Genomic DNA, 19,393 nt, shown 5'->3' on the forward strand with positions numbered 1-19,393 from the left:
CAGTTTTGCCATCGTAAAATCACAAAAACAATGGGGCGGTATCGGATATTCAAATACCGCAACGCACACTGTTCTTCACGCTGTTGTAGATAAAGCCGGTTATCGGTCTGGTGTCATTTCACCTTGTTTCGGGCTTGATATCCCCACAGAAAATATCCACGTTGCCATCGGCCGGAGTGGTCCTTATTACTAAGTAATATCCACCAGAAAGCAGCTCTGCCAGCGTCACTGGCGCACTTCGTGAATAGGTCCAGCCGCGCGTTGCAGAAATGCGATTGGTGTTGATCCGGTCATTCATTGCATAGGCGACAGTCCCGGGGCGCTCGCAGCTGCCTTTGTTGATAAAGGTGTAGAGATTCAAGGGCCGAAGGGTGCCGCTTGGAACTCCACTGACGACAAAGGAAAACGCTGTCTCATTGCCCTGAACGGCCAGCGTTGCATTGGCGATCTGACCGCCGTTGCGTGGTGTAGCGTTCAAGGGAACAGTCACTGTCTGGCTTGATGAAGTCGTACAGCCGACGATCATCGCAGCGGCTAGGAGTGTCGCTGTCCGGGTTCCCGATTTCATGGTCACCTCCTGTACTCAAAAAGTACGATCCAGGACCTTTGAGTATAGGTCGGGAGTATTTGACCAATACCAAAATGCATTTCAGCAATACTCCCAATCGTTGTCTCGAACCTCCCCGTCCCGTCTACTTCAGTCCATACCGAAAGCCCACAGACGAGCGCTCATTGGCGCGGTCCAGACGGCCCAACGCTTCGGCTGCCAACAACAATAAAAAGTAATGGGAGTGTTGATGATCGACGCAAAGCTAAAGCCGTTAAGCCTGGCTGTCTGGTTCAGCGTGACCGGGTGTGCCTTGACTGTTGGCGCTGTGCAGGCCGCCGAGTTTGATACCGGCAATCCGGACTGGACCGCGCGCTGGGACAACACCGTACGTTACAACCTGGGCATACGGGCCGAGGGGCGCGACTCCGCGTTGGCCAATAACGCCAGCTACGACGAGTCCGACGCCAAGTTTGATCGGGGCGATGTGGTGACCAATCGTGTCGATTTGATGAGCGAAATGGAGGTCGCGTACAAGCAGTACAACGGCTTTCGCATCAGCGGCGCTGGCTGGTACGACCAGGCATATGAAAACACTGATGTCGAAACCAGCCCCGGCAATGTTTACTACCCAGGTGCGTTCCCCGGTACCAGCACGCCGAGCTACAACAACGGTAAATACTCCAGCTTCACCAAACGCTATCACCGTGGCCCTAGCGGCGAGTTGCTGGACGCCTTTGCGTTTACCCGCTTCGACCTGGGTGAGATTCCGGTCAGCGTGCGTGCCGGCCGGCATACCGTGTACTGGGGCAACGGCCTGCTGATTGCCGGGCATGCGGTGTCCTACTCGCAAGCACCGTTGGATGGGCGCAAGGCGGTGAGCAACCCTGGTACCGAGACCCGTGAAATCTTCCTGCCGCTGACGCAGATTTCAACCCAGGCTCAGGTCACCGACAAGTTGTCGCTGGCAGCGCAATACTTCTTCGAATGGGACACCACGCGCGCGCCTGAAGGCGGTACCTATCTGGCCTCCGCCGACGTCGCCCTGGAAGGGCCGGACCGTTTGCCATTGTTCAGCGGTGTTTCGCGGCCGTTGATTGATCCGGTCAAACCCAAGGACAGGGGCAACTGGGGCGTGATGGGCACCTACAGCTTCGACTTCCTGCATTCGGAGGTCAGCGCGTTCTATCGCGAGTTCGATGACTACAACCCGTGGGGCCTGCAAGTAGCGCCGACCTTCGCCCGTTACGTGTACGCCGAGAACGTCAAGCTCTATGGCCTGGGTTACTCCGCAGGTCCGGTATTGGGCGGAGGTTCCCTCGGCGTCGACCTGTCGTATCGCCAGAACACCTCGCTGGTCTCCAGCAACATCAGCACTGCCGACAATCAGGGCGCTCGCGGTGACACGTGGCACATGGTGGTCAACGGCCTGTGGTTGCTGCCGCGCACCGATTACTTCGACACCGGCAGCCTGATCACCGAAATGGCGTTCAGTCATGTGCAACGGGTGACCAAGCACGAGGAACTGTTCAAAGGAGAAGGCTATGGCGGCTGCCCGGCGGGGCAGGACAAGCATTACGGCTGCGCTACCAAGAACTATGTCGGCCTGGCCGTTAGCTTTGCGCCGCAATGGCTTGGGGTGTTCCCTGGCTGGAATATTTCCACGCCCATGAGTGTGGATTACGGCGTCAACGGCAATGCCGCCACGGGCGGTGGCAACGAAGGCAAATACACCTGGAAAGCAGGTGTGAAGGGCACCTACGACGAGCGCGTCGACGTGACTCTGTCGTACATCGGCTACGGCAGCGAACGCAAATATGCAGACGTTGCCGGCGTCGGAAAAACCGTCGTCGGGGGCACCGGCGACGTCGGCCTGACCGACCGCAACTGGGTCTCGCTGACCCTCAGCACTGCGTTCTGAGCCGCGCCTGAACTGCAATGCAGTGATCACCGGACTCGGCGATCACCCATCTGAATGGAGAACGTTATGACGGTTAATGCATATGCGATGGGCCTTGTGGCCATTGCTTTGGCGGGGGCGGCTGTGGCCGATGAGGGCGCTACCACCGCCGACCTGGGCGGTAAGCTCACGAGCTTTGGCGCGATTGTGGCGGGTAACGCGGCAGGCACTATTCCGCCCTACGACGGTGGCCTGAAAGTGCCCGCAGGGCTGGTGCCCGGCGACGGCAACTGGCCCAACCCGTTTGCCAATGAAAAACCCCGCTTGCGCATTACGGCGGCTAACGCCGACCAGTACGCCGACCAATTGGCGGCCGGGCAGCTGCAACTGCTCAAGCAGAACCCCGACACTTATTATCTTGAGGTGTACCCCACCCACAGGACGGCAACCTTTCCGGCGAATTTCCTGGCAGCCACCCAGCGCAACGCCAGCCGCAAGGACTGCAAAACCGAGAACGACGGGCTGTCGATCAGCGAAGGGTGCCGGGGCGGCCTGCCATTCCCGCTGCCGCGAGATGGCCGGGAATTGATGTGGAACTACATCCTCAACTATCAGGGCGTGAATGGCTGGGACTGGAACCACAGTGCCTACGTGGTTAATGAAGGCCACGCGACGCTAACCAACACCAATCGGTCCACCGGCGAAAAACCCTTCTACCAGATGGATGTTCCCGGGCGTGATCCGAAAATCGCCCAGCGTATCTGGTCGCGCATCGTCGCGCCGGCCCGTACGGCCGGCCAGGCATCCGGGTATTGGGATTATCTCGACCCGGTCGCCGACTCCCGCTACGCCTGGAGCTACAGCACCGGCCAGCGCCGCGTGCGCAAGGCTCCGGAATTCAACTACGACACCCCCAACTCGGCGTTCGGCGGGGTGGCGTTCTACGACGAAATCTTCCTGTTCTCCGGAAAGATGGACCGTTTCGACTGGAAGCTGGTGGGTAAAAAGGAAATGTTCATCCCCTACAGCAACTACACGCTGAAATGGGGTTGCGACATGGACAAGAAACTCATGCCCAAACACATCAATCCCGCGTGTGAACGCTGGGAACTGCACCGTGTCTGGGTGGTGGAAGCGACCCGCAAGGACGGCGTCCGCCACGCGCAGAAAAAACGCCGCTACTACATCGACGAGGACACCTTTGGTGCTGCGGTCTACGACGCCTGGGACGACAGCGGCGCGCTGTTCCGTACCGGCTCGCAATACAACATCGAGGCGTATGGCATTCCCAATAACCCGCAACAGGATTCCTACTCGTTGTACGACTTCACCCGTGACCAGTACGGCATGTTCGGCAACGGCCCGACGCGCTACCGCCAGGAACCGGTCGCCGAGCGTGAAGCCAATCCGCAGACCATTGCCGGTGGCCAGACCCGCTGACCTCATGCTCCTTTTCGGCGCTTGTCACAGGCGCCGATTTTTTTATCCGTCCCGAGACCCTTTTATGAGCGAGATTGTGCAACGTTTAGACGGCAAGGTCTGCGTCATCACAGGCGCCGGCAGTGGCATCGGCCGCGCCTCGGCACTGCGTTTTGCCCGGGAGGGCGCCACGGTAGTGGTCACCGACCTTTTCGCCGAATCGGCGCAGGCCGTGGCAGCTGAAATAGGTGCCAAGGCAATGGCCATGCAAGTGGATGTTGGTGAGGAAGGCGCCTTGCGGGAGATGGTCGAGCAGACTGTCGAGACCTTCGGTCGTATCGACGTGTTGTTCAATAACGCCGTGTACAGAAACCCGGCCACCACCCGCGATATCGACTTCATCAACTTCAACACCGAGCTGTTCCACAACTGCATGCGGGTCAACGTGTTGGGTGGCGTGTTGGCGTGCAAATACGCCTTGCCGCACATGCTCGCCCAGGGCAGCGGTTCGATTCTGTTCACCTCGTCCACCAGCTCGATTGCCGGCGAAATTTCTCAGTTCAGCTACGGCGCCTCCAAGGCCGCGCTCAACTGGTACGTGCAAAGCATTGCCGCCACCTTTGGCAAACGCGGCATTCGTTGCAACGGCATCCTGCCGGGAGTGATTCGCACGCCAGCCATGGAAAGTTGGGCCAACGAGGCGATGAAGTCGGCCTTTCTCGACCTGCAAAACGTACCGCGACTGGGCGAGCCGGAAGACATCGCCGCCATGGCCGCTTTCCTCGCCAGCGACGACGCCGCCTATGTCAACGGGACGCTGATGCGCGTGGACGGCGGTATGAGTTGCGGCACACCGATGGTGCCGGTGGTGCGCAACTTCCTGCTGCCTCAAACCTCGGTCTGATCCCGATCCATTCACTGCACTGGAGCCCGTTTCATGGCACTCGAACAGGAACGCTTCATCCTCGACATGCTGGCCGCCTGGGGCGATGGCAGCGACGGCAGCCGCCCCGATATCGAACGCATCATGGCCACCTTCGCCGACGACGCCGTCTGGCAACTGTGGGTGCCCGGTGGTCCCGTGATCCGGGGGCGCGATGCGTTACGCCGGGAGATAGAGCGACAGATGAGTTATGTCACGCATAACCGTTGCACCACGCGCCACATCGTCTCTTCGGAGCGCGTGGTGATGACCGAACGCGACGATTACTGCGTCAGCAACGGCGTCCCCATGCCGCACTCGATGGTGGCGGTGTATGAGCTGGACGAACACGGACTGATCTGTGCCTGGCGCGAGTACCTGGACACCGCCGACCTGGCGAAGAAAAAGGGCGTGCCGCTGGAGCAGGTAGGCGGGCCGAACGCTGGTAGCACCAGCACCCATTGAGAGCGGCGCTGGACATCAGCGCCTGAGGAAGACCCCGTATGCCAACAACAATAAATACGACTGTTGATCCGGTCGAAGAAAAGCTGCGCACCTTTGTCGAAGGGCTGCTGGGCGGAAACATCACGGCCATGCAACGCCTGCTGCGCTGGCGTCCGGCGTGGAACCTTGAACTGCAACGCGATGGCGAAACCCTTCAATTGCATATTCGTGGCGAGCGAGGTGGTGATGTCAGCCCATTCCCGGATCTGCGCCGGGAGGCGGATATTCTCACCTTGCTCGGCCAGCAAGGTGTGCCGGTGCCGCGTATCTACGGCTTCTGCGAAGACCCGCAAGCCATCGTGATGGAGTTAGTGCCGGGCAGTCGTGATATCAGCACGGCGATCAGTGATGCCGAGCGCCATGCTGTCGCACGCCAGTGGGTCGACGCCATGGCGCGCATGCACCAATTGCCGTTGCAACCCTTCATTGAGCAGGGCATTCACCTGCCGACCAGTGCCGAGGACATTACCCTCGCAGGTCTGGAAGCTTACTACCCGCTGTATGCACGCAATAAAACCAGGCCTCAGCCGCTGGTTGAATTCGCCCTCGGCTGGTTGCGCCGCAATGTGCCGCAGCACCGTATCCGGCCTGCTTTCGTGCAGTACGATTCAGGGCAATATCTGTTCGAGAGCGGACAGGTACAGGGTCTCTACGATTTCGAATTTGCCATGATCGGCGATCCCTTGGCCGACCTGGCGTCGGCGCGCATGCGTGACAATTACGAGCCGCTCGGGGACAGCTTCGCCGCCCTGTATCGCTACTACCAGCAAGTAACCGGCGAACCGGCGGAGCCCGATGTGGTGCGTTACCACACGGCACTGTTTGCCACCGTCAGCACGATGCAGTTCTCGGCGTCGGTGGCCACGCCACAACCGGGCGACCCACATGACACCTACACCGAGTTTGACATCGCCCTGCGCCGGGTGGTGGTGCATGCGCTGGCCGAAGCCATGGGTGTGCCTCTGCAAACGCCGAAACTGGACATGGTCAGCAGCGGCCCGAATGCCCAGTTGCTGACCATGCTCGCCGATGCCCTGGCGCAGGTGGAAGTCGGCAGTGACTTCCAGAAAACCAAGCTGCGCGCCGTGAGCAAACTGGTGGAGTACCTGGGCCGTGGCGATGCCATGGAATTGCACTTGCGCGAGCTGGAACAACAGGAGGCGCAAGTCCTGCTGGACCGCACCTTCAGTGACTACAGCGAGATTGATGCAGCGCTGGAAGCCTTTGTCAAAAGCGCCGGGCCTGAATACGACGGGCCTTTGCTGCGCCTGTTCATGGCGCACATCGAGCGGCGCGTCCTGGTCTACGGCAGCACCGCCATTGGCGCCTCCGCCCGCCACATCGACCTGCCACCCGTGGCCTGACAGGGTGAAACCTTTCTCGCCCGGTGGCTGGTCGCCGGGCCTTCGTATTCGGAGTGTTTATGTCTGTTCCTGATAATGCCTTCCTGCATCGGTATGGTCCGTGGGCGGTGATTGCCGGTGCCTCCCATGGTGTGGGCGCGGCGTTTGCCCGTGCCCTCGCCGAGCGTAGCCTCAACTGCGTCCTGGTGGCGCGCCGTGGCGACGCCCTGGCGCAATTGAAAGGCGAATTGGAGCAACGTTACGCCATCGAAGTGCTGGTGGTAATCCAGGACCTTTCTCAGCCCGATGCCTGTGAGCGATTGCTCGCGGCTGTCGGTGAACGTCAAGTTGGTCTGTTTATCTACAACGCGGGTGGCGATCCCTACATCACGCGCTTCCTCGATACCTCGACCGAGGACTGGGGCGCGTTGCTGCGCCTCAATTGCTTGACCGTGATGCAATGCAGCCATGCCTTTGGTGCCGCGATGCTGGAGCGCGGGCAGGGCGGCTTGCTGTTGGTGGGTTCCCAGGCTGCATTGGGGGGTATTCGCAAACTGGCGATGTACACCACCACCAAAGGGTTTGCGCTGAACCTCGGCGAATCGTTATGGGCGGAGTGGAAAGACCGTGGCGTCGACGTGCTCAATTTGGTCATCGGCACTGTCGACACACCCACCATGCGCGATGCCATGGTCAAACTGAACATTGCCGACGCCCTGACCATGACCTTGCCCAAAGCAGATGACTTGGCGCTTCTGGCGCTTGAGCAACTGGGTAATGGCCCGACGCTGATTCACCCCGAAGACACCCTTGTTCAGGTCGAGACCGCACCTGGCCCGGCACGTCGTGCCCAGGTACTGAGCAAGAGCGCGCAAGCGGCTGTGTTTATTGGCAACGACTGAGGTCACACACCATGAAAGGCTTTGATAACGCAGAATTCAAACGCGGCTGGCGGGTGCTGATTCTGGCGCTGGTGGGCGTTGCCACCAGTTCCAGTTCGTTGCTGCTGTACAGCTTCAGCTCCATGGTGATTCCGCTGGAACAGGCCATGGGCTGGGGCAGGGCGGAGTTGCAGGCGGCGATCACCGCGTTATCGCTGGGCACCATCGTCGCGTCGCAATTGGCCGGCTGGCTCAACTCGCGCTACGGCTTGCGCCGGGTCACGTTGCTGTCGCTGCTCGCGTTGTCCCTGAGTGTCTTCACCCTGACCTGTATCAATGGCTCGATCTGGACCCTCTACCTTGGCTTTTTCCTGGTGCCGCTAGCCGGGCTGGGTACGTTGCAGGTGACCTGGTCGCACCTGGTGAACTTGTGGTTCGAGGAAAACCGTGGTCTGGCGCTGGCGATCATCCTCAGTGGCTCCGGACTGGCGGCCATCATGCTTCCGCTGATCACCGCCTGGGCGATCAGCCGGTGGAATTGGCAGGCGGGATTCCTCGCGCTGGGTGTATTGCCGGTGCTGCTGGCGTTGCCCTTGGCCTTACGCTGGTTGTTGCCGACCACCAATGTCAGCCACAACTCGACGCAACTCCCCGCCACCAGCGAACAAACCGGCGGTCTACTGCTGCGCGAGGCGATGCGCTCCTGGCGTTTCTGGGTGTGCAACCTGTCGATGACGTTGGTGGTGTCGTGCGTGGTGGGCATGGTCACCAACATTGTGCCGTTGCTGCAGGACCGTGGCCTGAGCGCCCTGCAGGCCAGTCAGATTTTCGCCAGCTTCGGCGTGTCGCTGATCCTTGGCCGACTATTGGTGGGCTACCTGATTGACCGGTTGTGGGCGCCCGGTGTTGCCTCTGTCGCGCTGCTGATGCCGGCATTTGCCTGCGGCATTTTTGCCTATGGGGATTCCAGTATTGCGATGTACACCCTCGCCACGTTGCTGGTCGGCGTGGGTGCCGGTGCCGAGTTCGATATCGCTGCTTTCCTGATCGCCCGTTACTTCGGCATGCGCGACTACGGCCGCTTGTTTGGCGCGCACCTGGGCTTGATTACCGCAGGTGCGGCGATCTCGCCGTTACTGTTCGCCGGGTTGTTCAAGCTCACCGGTGGCTACTCGGCCATGCTGCTGTTCAGTTTTATCTGCTTTGTCGTCGGCCCATTGCTGCTGCTGACATTGGGTGGGTATCCGCGATATCAGTCCGAGCCATTAGTTGCCAGTTAGAGAAGCTGCCGAAGTAAATATAGACAAATAACAGAATAATGTTCAATTATTGCCTCGAGTGCAGCCTGACAATAAAACAGACAAGGAGAATGCCATGCGTGCAGCAATCATTTCCGAGCGCAATGCGCCGCCGGTAGTGGGCGAGTTTCGTGATCCGCAGCCGCTAGACGGCTCGGTGCTGATCGATGTCGATACCGCTGGCCTTGGTGGCTGGGATGTACTCGGCGCCTACCGTCTGGGTGTTGAATATCCCTGTGTCATTCGCGGAGAAGGCGTTGGCCGTGCGCCGGATGGCCGCCGGGTGTATTTCGGCGAGCGCTCGGTGTTGCCGTTTGGTGCCTGGGCAGAGCGCACCCTGGTGCCGCAAGCCGAAGTATGGAATGTGCCGGACGACGTGGACGATAAAACCGCGATCAGCATGGGCATCGCTGCGACCGGCGCCATCGTGCCCCTGGAAAAAGCCGCGATTCAGAAGGGTGAGAAGGTGCTGATCCTGGGCGCCACCGGCACGCTCGGCCAGATCGCCCTGCAACTGGCGCGCGGTCTGGGTGCAGGCAAAGTGGTCGGTGCTGCCCGGTCCGCTGAAGCACTGGGGCGGTTGAAGTCGCGAGGCCTTGCCGATGAAGTGGTGACCCTGGGTGGCAGCGATGACGTCGCGGCGCTCAAGGATGCGGCCGATGGCGGATTTGATGTGGTGCTCGACCTCGTGTGCGGTCAACCGATGTTGACGTCGCTGAAGGCCACCAACTGGGGCGCACGGATCATGACCATTGGCACGGGAGCCGGCCGCCAGCTCAATCTGGATATTGCCGATCTGTTGTTTCGCAATCTGTCGTGCATCGGCACTGGCCAGCGCCCGCCCGCAGACCGTGAACAGATCTGGCTGCGTCTGCTGAAGATCGCCAAAGAGCAGCAGATTCAGGTGGATTACCTGGATTTTACCCTCGATCAGGCGGCTGAAGCCTGGGCCGCGCAGGTCAATGGGCCACACGCCAAAATCACCGCCACGATTCGTCGTTAAAGCCCGTATTGCTGGAAGGCGCCCTTGTCCGGGTGCCTTTCAGCGCTGGCGCTGGTGGCGAAATTCCTCGGGTGTGACACCGAGCTCTTTACGGAAGGCCGCGCTGAAAGCGGCGGCGTTGTTGAAGCCGGCCTGATAGGCCACTTGTTTGATCAGCAACCGTGGGTCAGCCAACAGCGCCACGGCTTTTTGCAAACGGGTTTGCGCGGCGTACTGGCGCAAGGTCATGCCGGTGGTGTTTTTGCAGCGACTGGACAGGGTCCGCAACGGCAGTTCGCAGGCCCGCGCCAAGTGGCCCAGTGAGCGGCCTTCGTCACTGGCGCTGTCGAGCAATTCACGCAGGATGTTGAGTTGACGATGGCTGAGTTTTTCAGCGCAGTGTGAGGAACAAGTGGCATCGTCGGGCGCGTCGATAAATTCGCGGCGCAGGTCCAGGGCAATGCTGGTGAGCAGGCACTCGGTGTGCAGCTCGCTGGCGAAGCCGGGGTTGGCGACTTCTTCGGCCAGCCGTTGCAACGAGGCGTGCAAGTAGCCGCTTTGCAGGTTGAGCATGGCTGCGCTGACGTTGTCCTGCCAGTTCCAGCGATAGCTGCCCAGGACGCCGAGTGAGGAGGGGTCGAATAGACACACAAGGGCCTTTTGCTCTCCGGCATCGTGACGCAGGTGGAACTCGGTGCCATGGGGAATGAACAACAGCTTGCCCAGGGGTTGGAATTGAGGCGCACCGTGGCTGGAAAAACCGCCGCAGTTAGGCTTGATCTGCGAGCTGGCCGGCAGCATCAAGCGCAACAGGCAACTGTCGCCGGTTTCTATCAAGGCAGTGCCAGTGTTGGACCATTGCGCGTGTTCAACCCGGATGTCGAAGCCTTGCCTGGCCAATGAAGCTTCGGTCAGGAAATTACCTGACGCTTCACAGTCGTACTCGCTGTAGTGGATCGCGTTCATTTTTCAACCTTCAGCCATTTTTATTATTGGCGCTGAAATTCGAAGGATAACGATACGTCAGGGCAGCTACCCGGTCTCGAGTGTAACCAGCCCGTGGACCGAGCTGTTTCATATATTCAGGCGGCAGGTATCAGAAAATCAGATGACGAAAGGCAAAGATATTTCCATGCGCCAACTGCGCTATTTCGTTGCCGCCGCCGACGCCGGCCAGTTTTCCCAGGCGGCGCTGAAGGCGCATGTATCGCAGTCGGCGATTACTGCGGCGGTGTTGCATCTGGAACAGTCCTTGGGCGTCAGCTTGTTCGACCGCTTGCCCCATGGCGTGGCGCTGACCGCTGAAGGCAACAAGTTTTCCCAGCATGCGCGGCACATTCTCGACACGCTGCAGGACGCTCTCAGTGAACCGCTGTTTCTCGGCCATGCGATGCAAGGAACCGTGCGTGTGGGTGCCTCCTACACGGTGCTCGGTTACTTTCTGCCAGCGCTGCTGGCACGCTTCAAACGTAGCTACCCTCAGGTAGAGATCGACCTGATCGACATGGACCGCCAGAGCATTGAAGCGGCCCTGAGCAATGGCGACCTCGACTTGGGCCTGGCAATTGTCTCCAATACGCCGAACTTGCACGGTTTCGCTCACCATGTGCTAATTCGTTCGCGCCGCCAACTCTGGCTGGCAAGTCAGCACCCATTGATGTCTGCCACCTCGATCAATCTCGAAGACGTCGCCGAGCATGCCTATATCCTGGCCACGGTCGATGAGGGGGAGACCTCGACCATGCGCTATTGGGAATCCCGCGGACTGGCACCCAAGGTGGCTTTTCGTACCTCATCCATGGAGGCATTGCGCGGGCTGGTGGGGCATGGTTTCGGTGTGACCATTCTCTCGGACATGCTGTACCGGGCCTGGTCTCTGGAAGGCAAGAAGATTGAAATCCGGCCGCTGGTGGATGTGATTCCACCCATGGAACTGGGGCTGATCTGGCTGCCGGATAACTGTTTGTCGGCACCGACCCAGGCATTCCGACAGTTTCTGATCATGGCCTGCGCCTCTTGATCCCGCTACTGGCGCACGTTGTTGTCAGGCGGCCAGGTGCCGTTGTTCATCAGGCTGTCGAAGGTTTCGGTCATTTCCCGCGCCGGGTTCGGATAGTCGTGGCGCACCCACCACAACCACAGCCCCACCAGGGCACCGACGAAACAGCGCACGGCGGCCTCGCCACGCAGTTGATCGATTTGGTACAGGCCCTGTTTCCGGTAGTGTTCCCGGACCTGGATGATCAGGATATTTTCCAGGTGCGCGAGAATCACGTTCTGTCCCGGGCCGCTGAAGAACGCCGTTGTCAGTGCCGCATGACGTTCGGTGGCGCTGAACAGCCAGGCCGAAACATCCAGCAGGACACGGCGGTCGCCATCAACTTCGGTGACCTTGGTCGAGGGAACGCCAATGGCTTCGTACCCGGCGACGATCAGGTCCTCCTTGTCGCGAAAGTGCGCGTAGAAGGTGGAGCGCGCGACCCCTGTACTGTCCAGTAATTGCTGGACCGTAATTCCTTCGTAGCCCTTTTCCAGCGCCAGGCGATACATGTGGTCCAGCAACAATTCCCGGGTGCGTTGGGAACGCAAGGCGTGGCGTTGACTGGCGTGATTTTTATCGGCTGTTTGCACGGAAGCTAGGTGAGACATTCTTAACCTCGGCAGCGCTTTTTATTGGTTTCATGACGGCGGGTACAAGAGCTTCCCGGCGGTGATCAGAACACAATGACAGAGGATTTTTTGCACCAGCAGGATTATTTTTAGAACATATTCGGCGAAAGTGTTAATTAATTCCGTCTATGCCGTACAGATTTGCGCTTCTGTTCGTTGTGGCTTTGCGTCTGCGGCCTTACCGTTTCTCCAGTCCGATAGAGACCTGGAGAACAATAATGAATAACGCTCCTGAAACGCCTGCACCTGTTCCTGCGCACATTCCCAAGCACCTTGCCCGCGATTTCGATCTATGGGCAGAGCTCACCGCCCACGGCGAAAACGCCTATCAACCAATCCGGCTGCGTAGGTCATGCCCGCTGCAACAACGTCGCGCCCGCGCTCTATCCACTCGATAACAACGGCTACATCGCCAGCAACGGCTTAAGTGTGCCGATTGGGCAAGAGCGGCTGGCAACCCGCGGTGCCCGTGCCTGCCCGGAACGGGTCATCGAGGTTCGCGATACATCCGACGAACACCGGTGAGTGCCGCCTTGGTAATGGAAGACTTTCAGCAACCCGCAAAAGAAGAACAACAATGAGCAAAACCTACGACTACATCATCATCGGTGCGGGGTCATCCGGCTGCGTCCTGGCCAATCGCTTGTCTGCCGACACGAACGTTTCGGTGCTGCTGATCGAGAGCGGACCGGATCACACCAGTCCGTTGATTGCCATGCCCCGTGGCATTGGCAAACTGCTCAGCCCCGGCAATCCGCATGTGTGGAGCTACAAGGCTGCACGCGGTGAGGGTATGAGCGATGAGCAATGGCTCAAAGGCAAAACGATTGGCGGCTCCAGTTCGGTCAACGGCATGGTCTATGTACGGGGAGCACCCGCTGATTATGATCATTGGGAAGCGCAAGGCTGCGCGGGCTGGGGCTGGAAAGACATGGGCCGGCAGTTTGTCGCCCTCGAAGACCACCAGTTGGGCAAGAGCCAATGGCGCGGAGTCGGTGGCCCGCTCAAAGTCACGGTGCACCCATCGGGCCACGCCCTGTGCGATGCCGTCATCAGCGCGGCCGGTGAGCTGGGTGTGGCGCGCACTGAAGACACCAATCATATCGACTCGGTCACTCAGGGTGGCTTCGGCTATCAGCCGCAAACCACCTGGAAAGGCCAGCGATTCAGTGCCGCCAAGGCCTTTCTCGATCCGGTGCGCGCACGTCCGAATTTGACGTTAATGACCGGCACGGATGTTCAACGCATCGAGTTCAGCAATCACCGTGCCTGTGACGTGCAGGTCAACAACAGCGCCGGCAAGGAACGCTTCGAAGTGCGCCGCGAGGTGTTGTTGTGCGCCGGTGCCATTGAATCGCCGAAGCTGTTGCAACTGTCTGGCATCGGCCCGGCCGCACTGTTGAACTCGCTGGGTATCAGTGTGCTGCACGACGCCCCCGAGGTCGGGCGTAACCTGCGTGAGCACGTGTACATGGCCATGCAGTATCGGGTCACCCGTGGCAGCTTCAATCACTGCTTCCATGGGATTGGGTTACTCGGTGCAGTGGCCCAATACTTTTTGCGCAAGAAAGGACCGATGACCCACGCCGCTCACGAGGCCGGTGGTTTCATCAAGACGCGCCCGGAGCTGGATCGTCCGGACGCGCAAATCGGCGTCAGCCTCTATTCCATGGATGGCGACGGTAACAAGGTCGAAATCGACAAGGAGCCCGGCCTGACCATCGGTGGCTATTTCCTGCGTCCGCAGAGCCAGGGTGAGGTGCGCATTCAATCGGCGGACGCCACGGTTCCACCCCGGATCAACGCCAATTATTTGAGCGCCGAGATCGATCGCACTTCCGCAATTGCCTTGTTTCGCTGGTTCCGCCGTCTGGCTGCACAGCCGGTGCTCAAGCCATTCATTGTCGGCGAGCTGACACCGGGACCGGAGGTAGAAAGCGACGCGCAAATTCTTGCTGCGTTCCGCCGCTTCGGCCAGACCGCCTATCACGTTTCCGGGACCTGTCGCATGGGTGCCGACAGCGCGTCGGTGCTCGATCCGCAACTGCGTGTGCGCGGCGTCGAGGGCCTGCGTGTGGTCGACACTTCGGTGATGCCGTGCCTGGTTTCCGGTAACACCAATGCCCCGGCCATGGCCATTGCCATGCGCGCTGCAGAAATTATCACCGGCAAAGTCTCAGGAGATCCAACACCATGAGTGTTCCCTTTACCCAGCTGGACAAGCTGTACATCGATGGCGCGTGGGTGGATGTTGACGGTCCGCGCGAAGCAGTGCTCAACCCGGCCACCGAAGCGGTCATCGGTCATGCACCGAATGGTGATCTGCAGAGCGCCGACGCAGCCATCGCCGCCGCACGCAACGCCTTTGATAACGGCCCTTGGCCCTGGTTGAGCATGGCCGAACGGGCCGGGTACATGCGGCGGATGCACGCAGCTTTGGTGGCAAAAAGGGAGGAAATTGCCGCGCTGATTATCGCTGAGGTCGGCTGTTCCCAAGGCGTGACTTATGCCATGCAGGTGGACATGCCGCTGGGCCATGTGCTGACCGCGATCGAGCAGTCTGTGCACAGCGACAGCTTGCAGATTCCGGTGCAGGCCAATCCCAATCCGTTCAACCCGGCAGGGCCGATGATTCTCGGCAGCGGCACGGTGGAGCGTGAGGCCATCGGCGTGGTGGCCGGCATCACCGGCTATAACTTTCCGTTTCTTCTTAACCTGGCCAAGGTGTTTCCGGCCTTGCTGGCCGGCAACACCCTGGTGCTCAAGCCTTCGCCATTTACCCCGTACTCGGCGCTGTTGTTCGGTCAGATCGCTGAAGAAATCGGCCTGCCCCAGGGCGTACTCAACATTGTCACCGGCGGTATTGAAGTGGGCGGCTTGTTGAGCAGCGACCCGCGGGTGGACATGGTCTCGTTCACCGGTTCGGAAACGGTCGGCATGAGCATCATGAGTCAGGCGGCGCCGACCCTGAAGCGCGTGCATCTGGAACTGGGCGGCAAATCGGCGTTGATCGTGCGCGCCGATGCCGACATTCAGGCCACCGCGCTGGGAGCTGTCGCCGGGCTGGCGGTCAACGCGGGGCAGGGCTGTGCATTGCTCACCCGCTTCGTTGTGCATCACTCGGTACGCGAGCAATTCGTGCAGTGCGCCAAAGCCATTGCCGGGCAGTGGAAGGTCGGTGACCCGGCGGACCCGAGCGTGATGATGGGCCCGCTGATCCGCGAGTCGCAGCGCGCCAAGGTCGAGCATTTCATCGCCAGCGGCCGCGACGCCGGGGCCACGCTGGTCTGCGGTGGTGGACGACCTGCGCATCTGCGCCAGGGCTTCTTCAGCGACATCACCCTGTTCGATGACGTAAGCAACGACATGCTCATCGCCCAGGAGGAAATCTTCGGGCCGGTGGGGGTGGTGATCGGTTTCGACAGTGATGACGAGGCGGTTGCCATTGCCAACGATTCGCGGTTTGGCCTCAACGCCGCTGTTTCCTCTGCAGATGCCGCCACCGCCTATGCCATGGCTCGACGAATTCGTGCCGGCAGTGTGTACCTCAATGGGGGTAGCGGCAGCTTGCCTTATGCGCCCATCGGCGGCTTCAAACGTTCAGGACTGGGCCGTGAGTTCGGGCCGAACTGGCTTAAAGAATTCACCCAGGAGAAATCCATCATCTACCCCATCGGCCGCTAGCCATGACACCCCGCGAGCGGGGAGCAGACAAAACGACTGACAATAAAAACAAAAGGTGGTTTGCATGAAAAAGATGAGCAAACAGGGACGCATGCGAGCCCAGCGGGCCATGGTACTGCTGGCGGTAGGGAAAATGGCGTTTGGTTACGGTGGAGCGGTGATGGCTGCGCCGATCGAACTGGCTAATCCAGACTTTCATCTGCGTTGGGATAACACCCTGCGCTACAACCTGGGGATGCGAACGGAGGGGCAAGACCGGCGCATCATGAACAACCCTAACTACGATGAATCGGACGGCAAGTTCGACAAGGGTGACATCGTCACCAACCGCATCGACTTGCTCACTGAACTCGATTTTGCCTACCGTAAAGACTGGGGGGCACGCCTCAGCGCCGCCGGCTGGTACGACCAGGCGTACCACAATGACACGGTGCGCAGTCATGTTGCCGGGTACCAGACCAGCTACGACAACGACCACTACAGCTCTGAAGTGAAGCGTTACGTCGAAGGCCCTTCAGGGGAAATCCTCGATGCCTTCGTCTGGAAAAACCTGCGCCTGGGCGATGCTTCGGTGAACGTCAAGATCGGCCGGCATACCAATTACTGGGGCGAGGGGCTACTGTTCGGTGCCCATGCGATTTCCTACTCGCAAGCGCCTCTGGATGGTGCCAAGGCAGTGACCAGTCCTGGCATTGAAACCAAGGAAGTGTTCTTGCCCATCGGGCAGATATCCGTCAAAGCTCAGGCCACCGACAACCTGACACTGGCCGCTCAATATTTCTACGAATGGGACTACACGCGCATTCCGTACGGCGGCACCTACTTCGGCGCAGCGGACCCGTTCTTCGAAGGCCCGGACCGTTTGCCTGTAGCACCTGGTTTTTCCTTTAACCGGGAGAAGTCCAAATACGGTCGTGACTCCGCCAACTGGGGCGTAATGGCCAAATACGACGTCGAGGCGATTCAATCGACGGTGGGCGCTTACTACCGCCAGTTCGATGACTACCAACCCTGGTTGGCGCCAGAAGTTTCGGCCGCTACCGGCAGCTACCGCCTGGTGTACCCGCGCAGCGTCAAACTGGTCGGCCTGAGTCTTTCGACCGTGCTCGACACGGTGTCGATCGGCAGCGAGATCTCCTATCGCAAGGGCGGTGCGTTGAACGCGGTCGGCGTTGATCCTTCCGACAACGAAGGACCGCGTGGCGATACGTACCACTTCGTCGCCAACGCTGTGTATGGCGTGCCGCGTAACTTTATCGCCAACAACGCCACGCTGATCGGCGAGTTCGCCTACAGCCACCTGCGCAAAGTGACCGAGCACGAAGAGCTTTATCTGGGTGAAAACAACAATAACTGCGTTGACCCCCGCGTCGGCACACCCGGTTCAGGGGACAAGCGCGACGGTTGTTCGACCCGGGATTACGCGGCCATCGCCGTCAATTACACACCGCAATACCTGTCGGTACTCCCGTCCTGGGACATGACCGTACCGTTGACCGTCAATTATGGCCTGTCGGGCAACGCAGCCAGTGCCGGCGGTGGTAACGAAGGCGCGCTGACCTGGTCTGCCGGCGTGCAGATGACGTATGCCCAGCGTTATGAATTTGGTTTGCGTTATTCCGATACAGACGCTCAAACGAAGAACATTCCCGGGGACACCGTCGGGGGCAACGGCGCCGTGGGCGGAACCGACCGTGGCTGGCTGGCCTTCACCTTCAAAACCTCCATCTAAAAAAGCCAAGAAGCGGAGTATCTGTTTATGAAAGGACAATTTGCATGGGCGGTGGCGCTGTTGAGCATCGCCACCGCCAGCCTGGCTGCGGCACCGGCCGACCAGGTTGCACAGATCGGAAAAACCCTGACGCCGTTCGGCGCAATTATCGCGGGCAATGCCGATGGCAGCATTCCTCCCTATACCGGCGGCCTGACGCAGAGCCCGCCAGGCTTCAAGCCCGACAGCGGCTTCTGGGCCGACCCCTTCGAGGATGAAAAACCGCTGCTGCGGATCAACTCGAAAAACATGGAGCAATACGCCGACCGCTTGAGCGGCGGGCAAAAAATGCTGCTGAGTAAATTTCCCGACTACTACCTGGATATTTACCCGACCCACCGGACCGCGGCGTACCCGCAAGCGTTGCTCGATGCCTCTGTGCGCAACGCCAGTAACTGCCGCACGACCAAGGACAACCTCGCAGTCGATCCGGCATGCCGAGGCGGGCTGCCGTTCCCGCTTCCGCAGAACGGCAATGAAGTCATCTGGAATCAACAACTGCGCTACAAGGGAACGGGTTACACCACCACGGCTTCGTCCAACAGTTGGGTAGTGGATTCTCAGGGTTCGGTGACCAAGACCGCCGAGTCCGCGACCATGGAGGAGGCGCCGTACTACCAGACTCAACAGACCGATCGCGATCCGCAGTTGTACTACCGCGCCTGGGCACTGGACAGTTATCCGGCCCGCAGCGCCGGGCAACTGATCATCCTCGCTGACTACCTCGACCCGCAAAGCCAGCCACGGCGTGCCTGGAGCTACACCCCAGGCATGCGCCGCATCAAGTTGGCGCCGGAGTTCGCCTACGACACGCCGGTGCCCAACCAGGGCGGTGTGAACCTGTTCGACGAATTGCAGATGTTCTCCGGTAGCCAGGACCGTTTCGACTACAAACTGGTGGGCCGCAAGGAGATGTATATCCCGTACAACGCCTACAAGTTCTACTTCAGTTGCGGCCAGGAAGAACAGTTCAAGCCGCATCATGCCAACCCGGCTTGCGAGCGCTGGGAACTGCACCGGGTGTGGGTGGTGGAAGCGACTCTGAAACCGGGCAAACGCCACGTCTACAGCAAGCGCACCTACTACCTCGACGAAGACACGTTTGGTGCCGGCCTGTATGACGCCTGGGACCAGGGCGGGGTGCTGTATCGCGCGCTGTTCCAGAGTGGCGTGCAGCTGTACGACAAAAACCTGCCGTACACGGTAAAAAAACGTCAGCTATGACTTCAACAAAGGCATGTGGTCTTTGCTCAACGATGGCCTCAAGGGCGGATATCGGGTGCACGACACGCCGTTATCGGAGCGTGACATGAAGCCTGAGTCGATTGTTTCCCAGGAGACCCAACGCTGATTTCATCGGTTGAACACGCATTTGCGGCCTGAGAGGGCCGCTTTTTTTTGTGCGGATTTTATAAAAGGTAGCCCTGCGACTCATATTTAAATGAACACATATTAGAAATGTGTTTATATTA

The 19,393-nt window shown here is 59.7% G+C and carries 16 protein-coding genes and 1 pseudogene; 14 read left to right on the top strand and 3 right to left on the bottom strand.

What is annotated here, in order from left to right:
• Positions 1 to 118: 118 nt before the first annotated feature.
• A complete protein-coding gene (locus ACRESJ_RS25535; protein ID WP_082643857.1) occupies positions 119 to 568 on the bottom strand; it encodes a hypothetical protein in 450 nt (149 codons plus the stop codon).
• A 229-nt stretch (positions 569 to 797) separates the two neighbouring features.
• On the opposite strand from ACRESJ_RS25535, the gene ACRESJ_RS25540 reads away from it, so the two are divergent.
• From ACRESJ_RS25540 to ACRESJ_RS25575, 8 genes are all read left to right on the top strand, one after another.
• On the top strand, positions 798 to 2,468 hold the full coding sequence (locus ACRESJ_RS25540; protein ID WP_090234955.1) for a DUF1302 domain-containing protein: 1,671 nt from the start codon (positions 798 to 800) through the stop codon (positions 2,466 to 2,468).
• A 66-nt stretch (positions 2,469 to 2,534) separates the two neighbouring features.
• The gene (locus ACRESJ_RS25545) at positions 2,535 to 3,887 is read left to right on the top strand and encodes a DUF1329 domain-containing protein (protein WP_057005036.1); all 1,353 of its coding nucleotides are present in this window, start codon (positions 2,535 to 2,537) and stop codon (positions 3,885 to 3,887) included.
• Positions 3,888 to 3,951: 64 nt separating this feature from the next.
• A complete protein-coding gene (locus tag ACRESJ_RS25550; RefSeq protein WP_431760370.1) occupies positions 3,952 to 4,770 on the top strand; it encodes an SDR family NAD(P)-dependent oxidoreductase in 819 nt (272 codons plus the stop codon).
• A 33-nt stretch (positions 4,771 to 4,803) separates the two neighbouring features.
• Entirely contained in the window at positions 4,804 to 5,253 is a 450-nt protein-coding gene (locus tag ACRESJ_RS25555; RefSeq protein WP_020300831.1) for a nuclear transport factor 2 family protein, read from the top strand.
• Positions 5,254 to 5,291: 38 nt separating this feature from the next.
• Complete coding sequence (locus ACRESJ_RS25560) at positions 5,292 to 6,656, top strand: phosphotransferase family protein (RefSeq protein WP_020300830.1); 1,365 nt, start codon at positions 5,292 to 5,294, stop codon at positions 6,654 to 6,656.
• A gap of 59 nt (positions 6,657 to 6,715) precedes the next feature.
• Complete coding sequence (locus ACRESJ_RS25565; RefSeq protein ID WP_431760371.1) at positions 6,716 to 7,537, top strand: SDR family NAD(P)-dependent oxidoreductase; 822 nt, start codon at positions 6,716 to 6,718, stop codon at positions 7,535 to 7,537.
• Positions 7,538 to 7,548: 11 nt separating this feature from the next.
• On the top strand, positions 7,549 to 8,796 hold the full coding sequence (locus ACRESJ_RS25570) for an MFS transporter (protein WP_020300828.1): 1,248 nt from the start codon (positions 7,549 to 7,551) through the stop codon (positions 8,794 to 8,796).
• A gap of 94 nt (positions 8,797 to 8,890) precedes the next feature.
• Entirely contained in the window at positions 8,891 to 9,817 is a 927-nt protein-coding gene (locus tag ACRESJ_RS25575; protein WP_020300827.1) for a quinone oxidoreductase family protein, read from the top strand.
• Positions 9,818 to 9,856: 39 nt separating this feature from the next.
• Here the strand turns inward: ACRESJ_RS25575 and ACRESJ_RS25580 are convergent, their stop codons facing one another.
• Positions 9,857 to 10,762: a helix-turn-helix domain-containing protein gene (locus ACRESJ_RS25580; protein ID WP_020300826.1), complete on the bottom strand. Its 906-nt coding sequence runs from the start codon at positions 10,760 to 10,762 to the stop codon at positions 9,857 to 9,859.
• A gap of 142 nt (positions 10,763 to 10,904) precedes the next feature.
• On the opposite strand from ACRESJ_RS25580, the gene ACRESJ_RS25585 reads away from it, so the two are divergent.
• Positions 10,905 to 11,816 (top strand): LysR family transcriptional regulator, encoded by a 912-nt coding sequence (locus ACRESJ_RS25585; protein WP_020300825.1) that lies wholly within the window; start codon positions 10,905 to 10,907, stop codon positions 11,814 to 11,816.
• A gap of 5 nt (positions 11,817 to 11,821) precedes the next feature.
• Here the strand turns inward: ACRESJ_RS25585 and ACRESJ_RS25590 are convergent, their stop codons facing one another.
• Entirely contained in the window at positions 11,822 to 12,445 is a 624-nt protein-coding gene (locus ACRESJ_RS25590) for a TetR/AcrR family transcriptional regulator (protein ID WP_032904483.1), read from the bottom strand.
• A gap of 294 nt (positions 12,446 to 12,739) precedes the next feature.
• Here ACRESJ_RS25590 and ACRESJ_RS25595 point away from each other — a divergent pair, with 294 nt between their 5' ends.
• The 5 genes and pseudogenes from ACRESJ_RS25595 to ACRESJ_RS25615 all read left to right on the top strand — a co-directional run bounded on the left by ACRESJ_RS25595 (position 12,740) and on the right by ACRESJ_RS25615 (position 19,272).
• Positions 12,740 to 12,991, top strand: a complete 252-nt coding sequence (locus tag ACRESJ_RS25595; RefSeq protein WP_154220403.1) for a ferredoxin — start codon at positions 12,740 to 12,742, stop codon at positions 12,989 to 12,991.
• 52 nt (positions 12,992 to 13,043) lie between these two features.
• A complete protein-coding gene (locus tag ACRESJ_RS25600) occupies positions 13,044 to 14,663 on the top strand; it encodes a GMC family oxidoreductase (RefSeq protein ID WP_126588873.1) in 1,620 nt (539 codons plus the stop codon).
• Positions 14,660 to 16,150, top strand: coding sequence for an aldehyde dehydrogenase family protein (locus tag ACRESJ_RS25605; RefSeq protein ID WP_020300823.1), 1,491 nt, complete (start codon positions 14,660 to 14,662; stop codon positions 16,148 to 16,150). Before ACRESJ_RS25600 ends, ACRESJ_RS25605 begins: the two co-directional genes overlap by 4 nt.
• A gap of 64 nt (positions 16,151 to 16,214) precedes the next feature.
• Complete coding sequence (locus ACRESJ_RS25610) at positions 16,215 to 17,882, top strand: DUF1302 domain-containing protein (protein WP_020300822.1); 1,668 nt, start codon at positions 16,215 to 16,217, stop codon at positions 17,880 to 17,882.
• A gap of 27 nt (positions 17,883 to 17,909) precedes the next feature.
• Positions 17,910 to 19,272, top strand: a pseudogene (locus ACRESJ_RS25615) (DUF1329 domain-containing protein).
• The last annotated feature ends 121 nt before the right edge of the window (positions 19,273 to 19,393 follow it).

Origin of the sequence: Pseudomonas sp. (genome assembly GCF_050739655.1) — a bacterium.
Taxonomy (GTDB): domain Bacteria; phylum Pseudomonadota; class Gammaproteobacteria; order Pseudomonadales; family Pseudomonadaceae; genus Aquipseudomonas.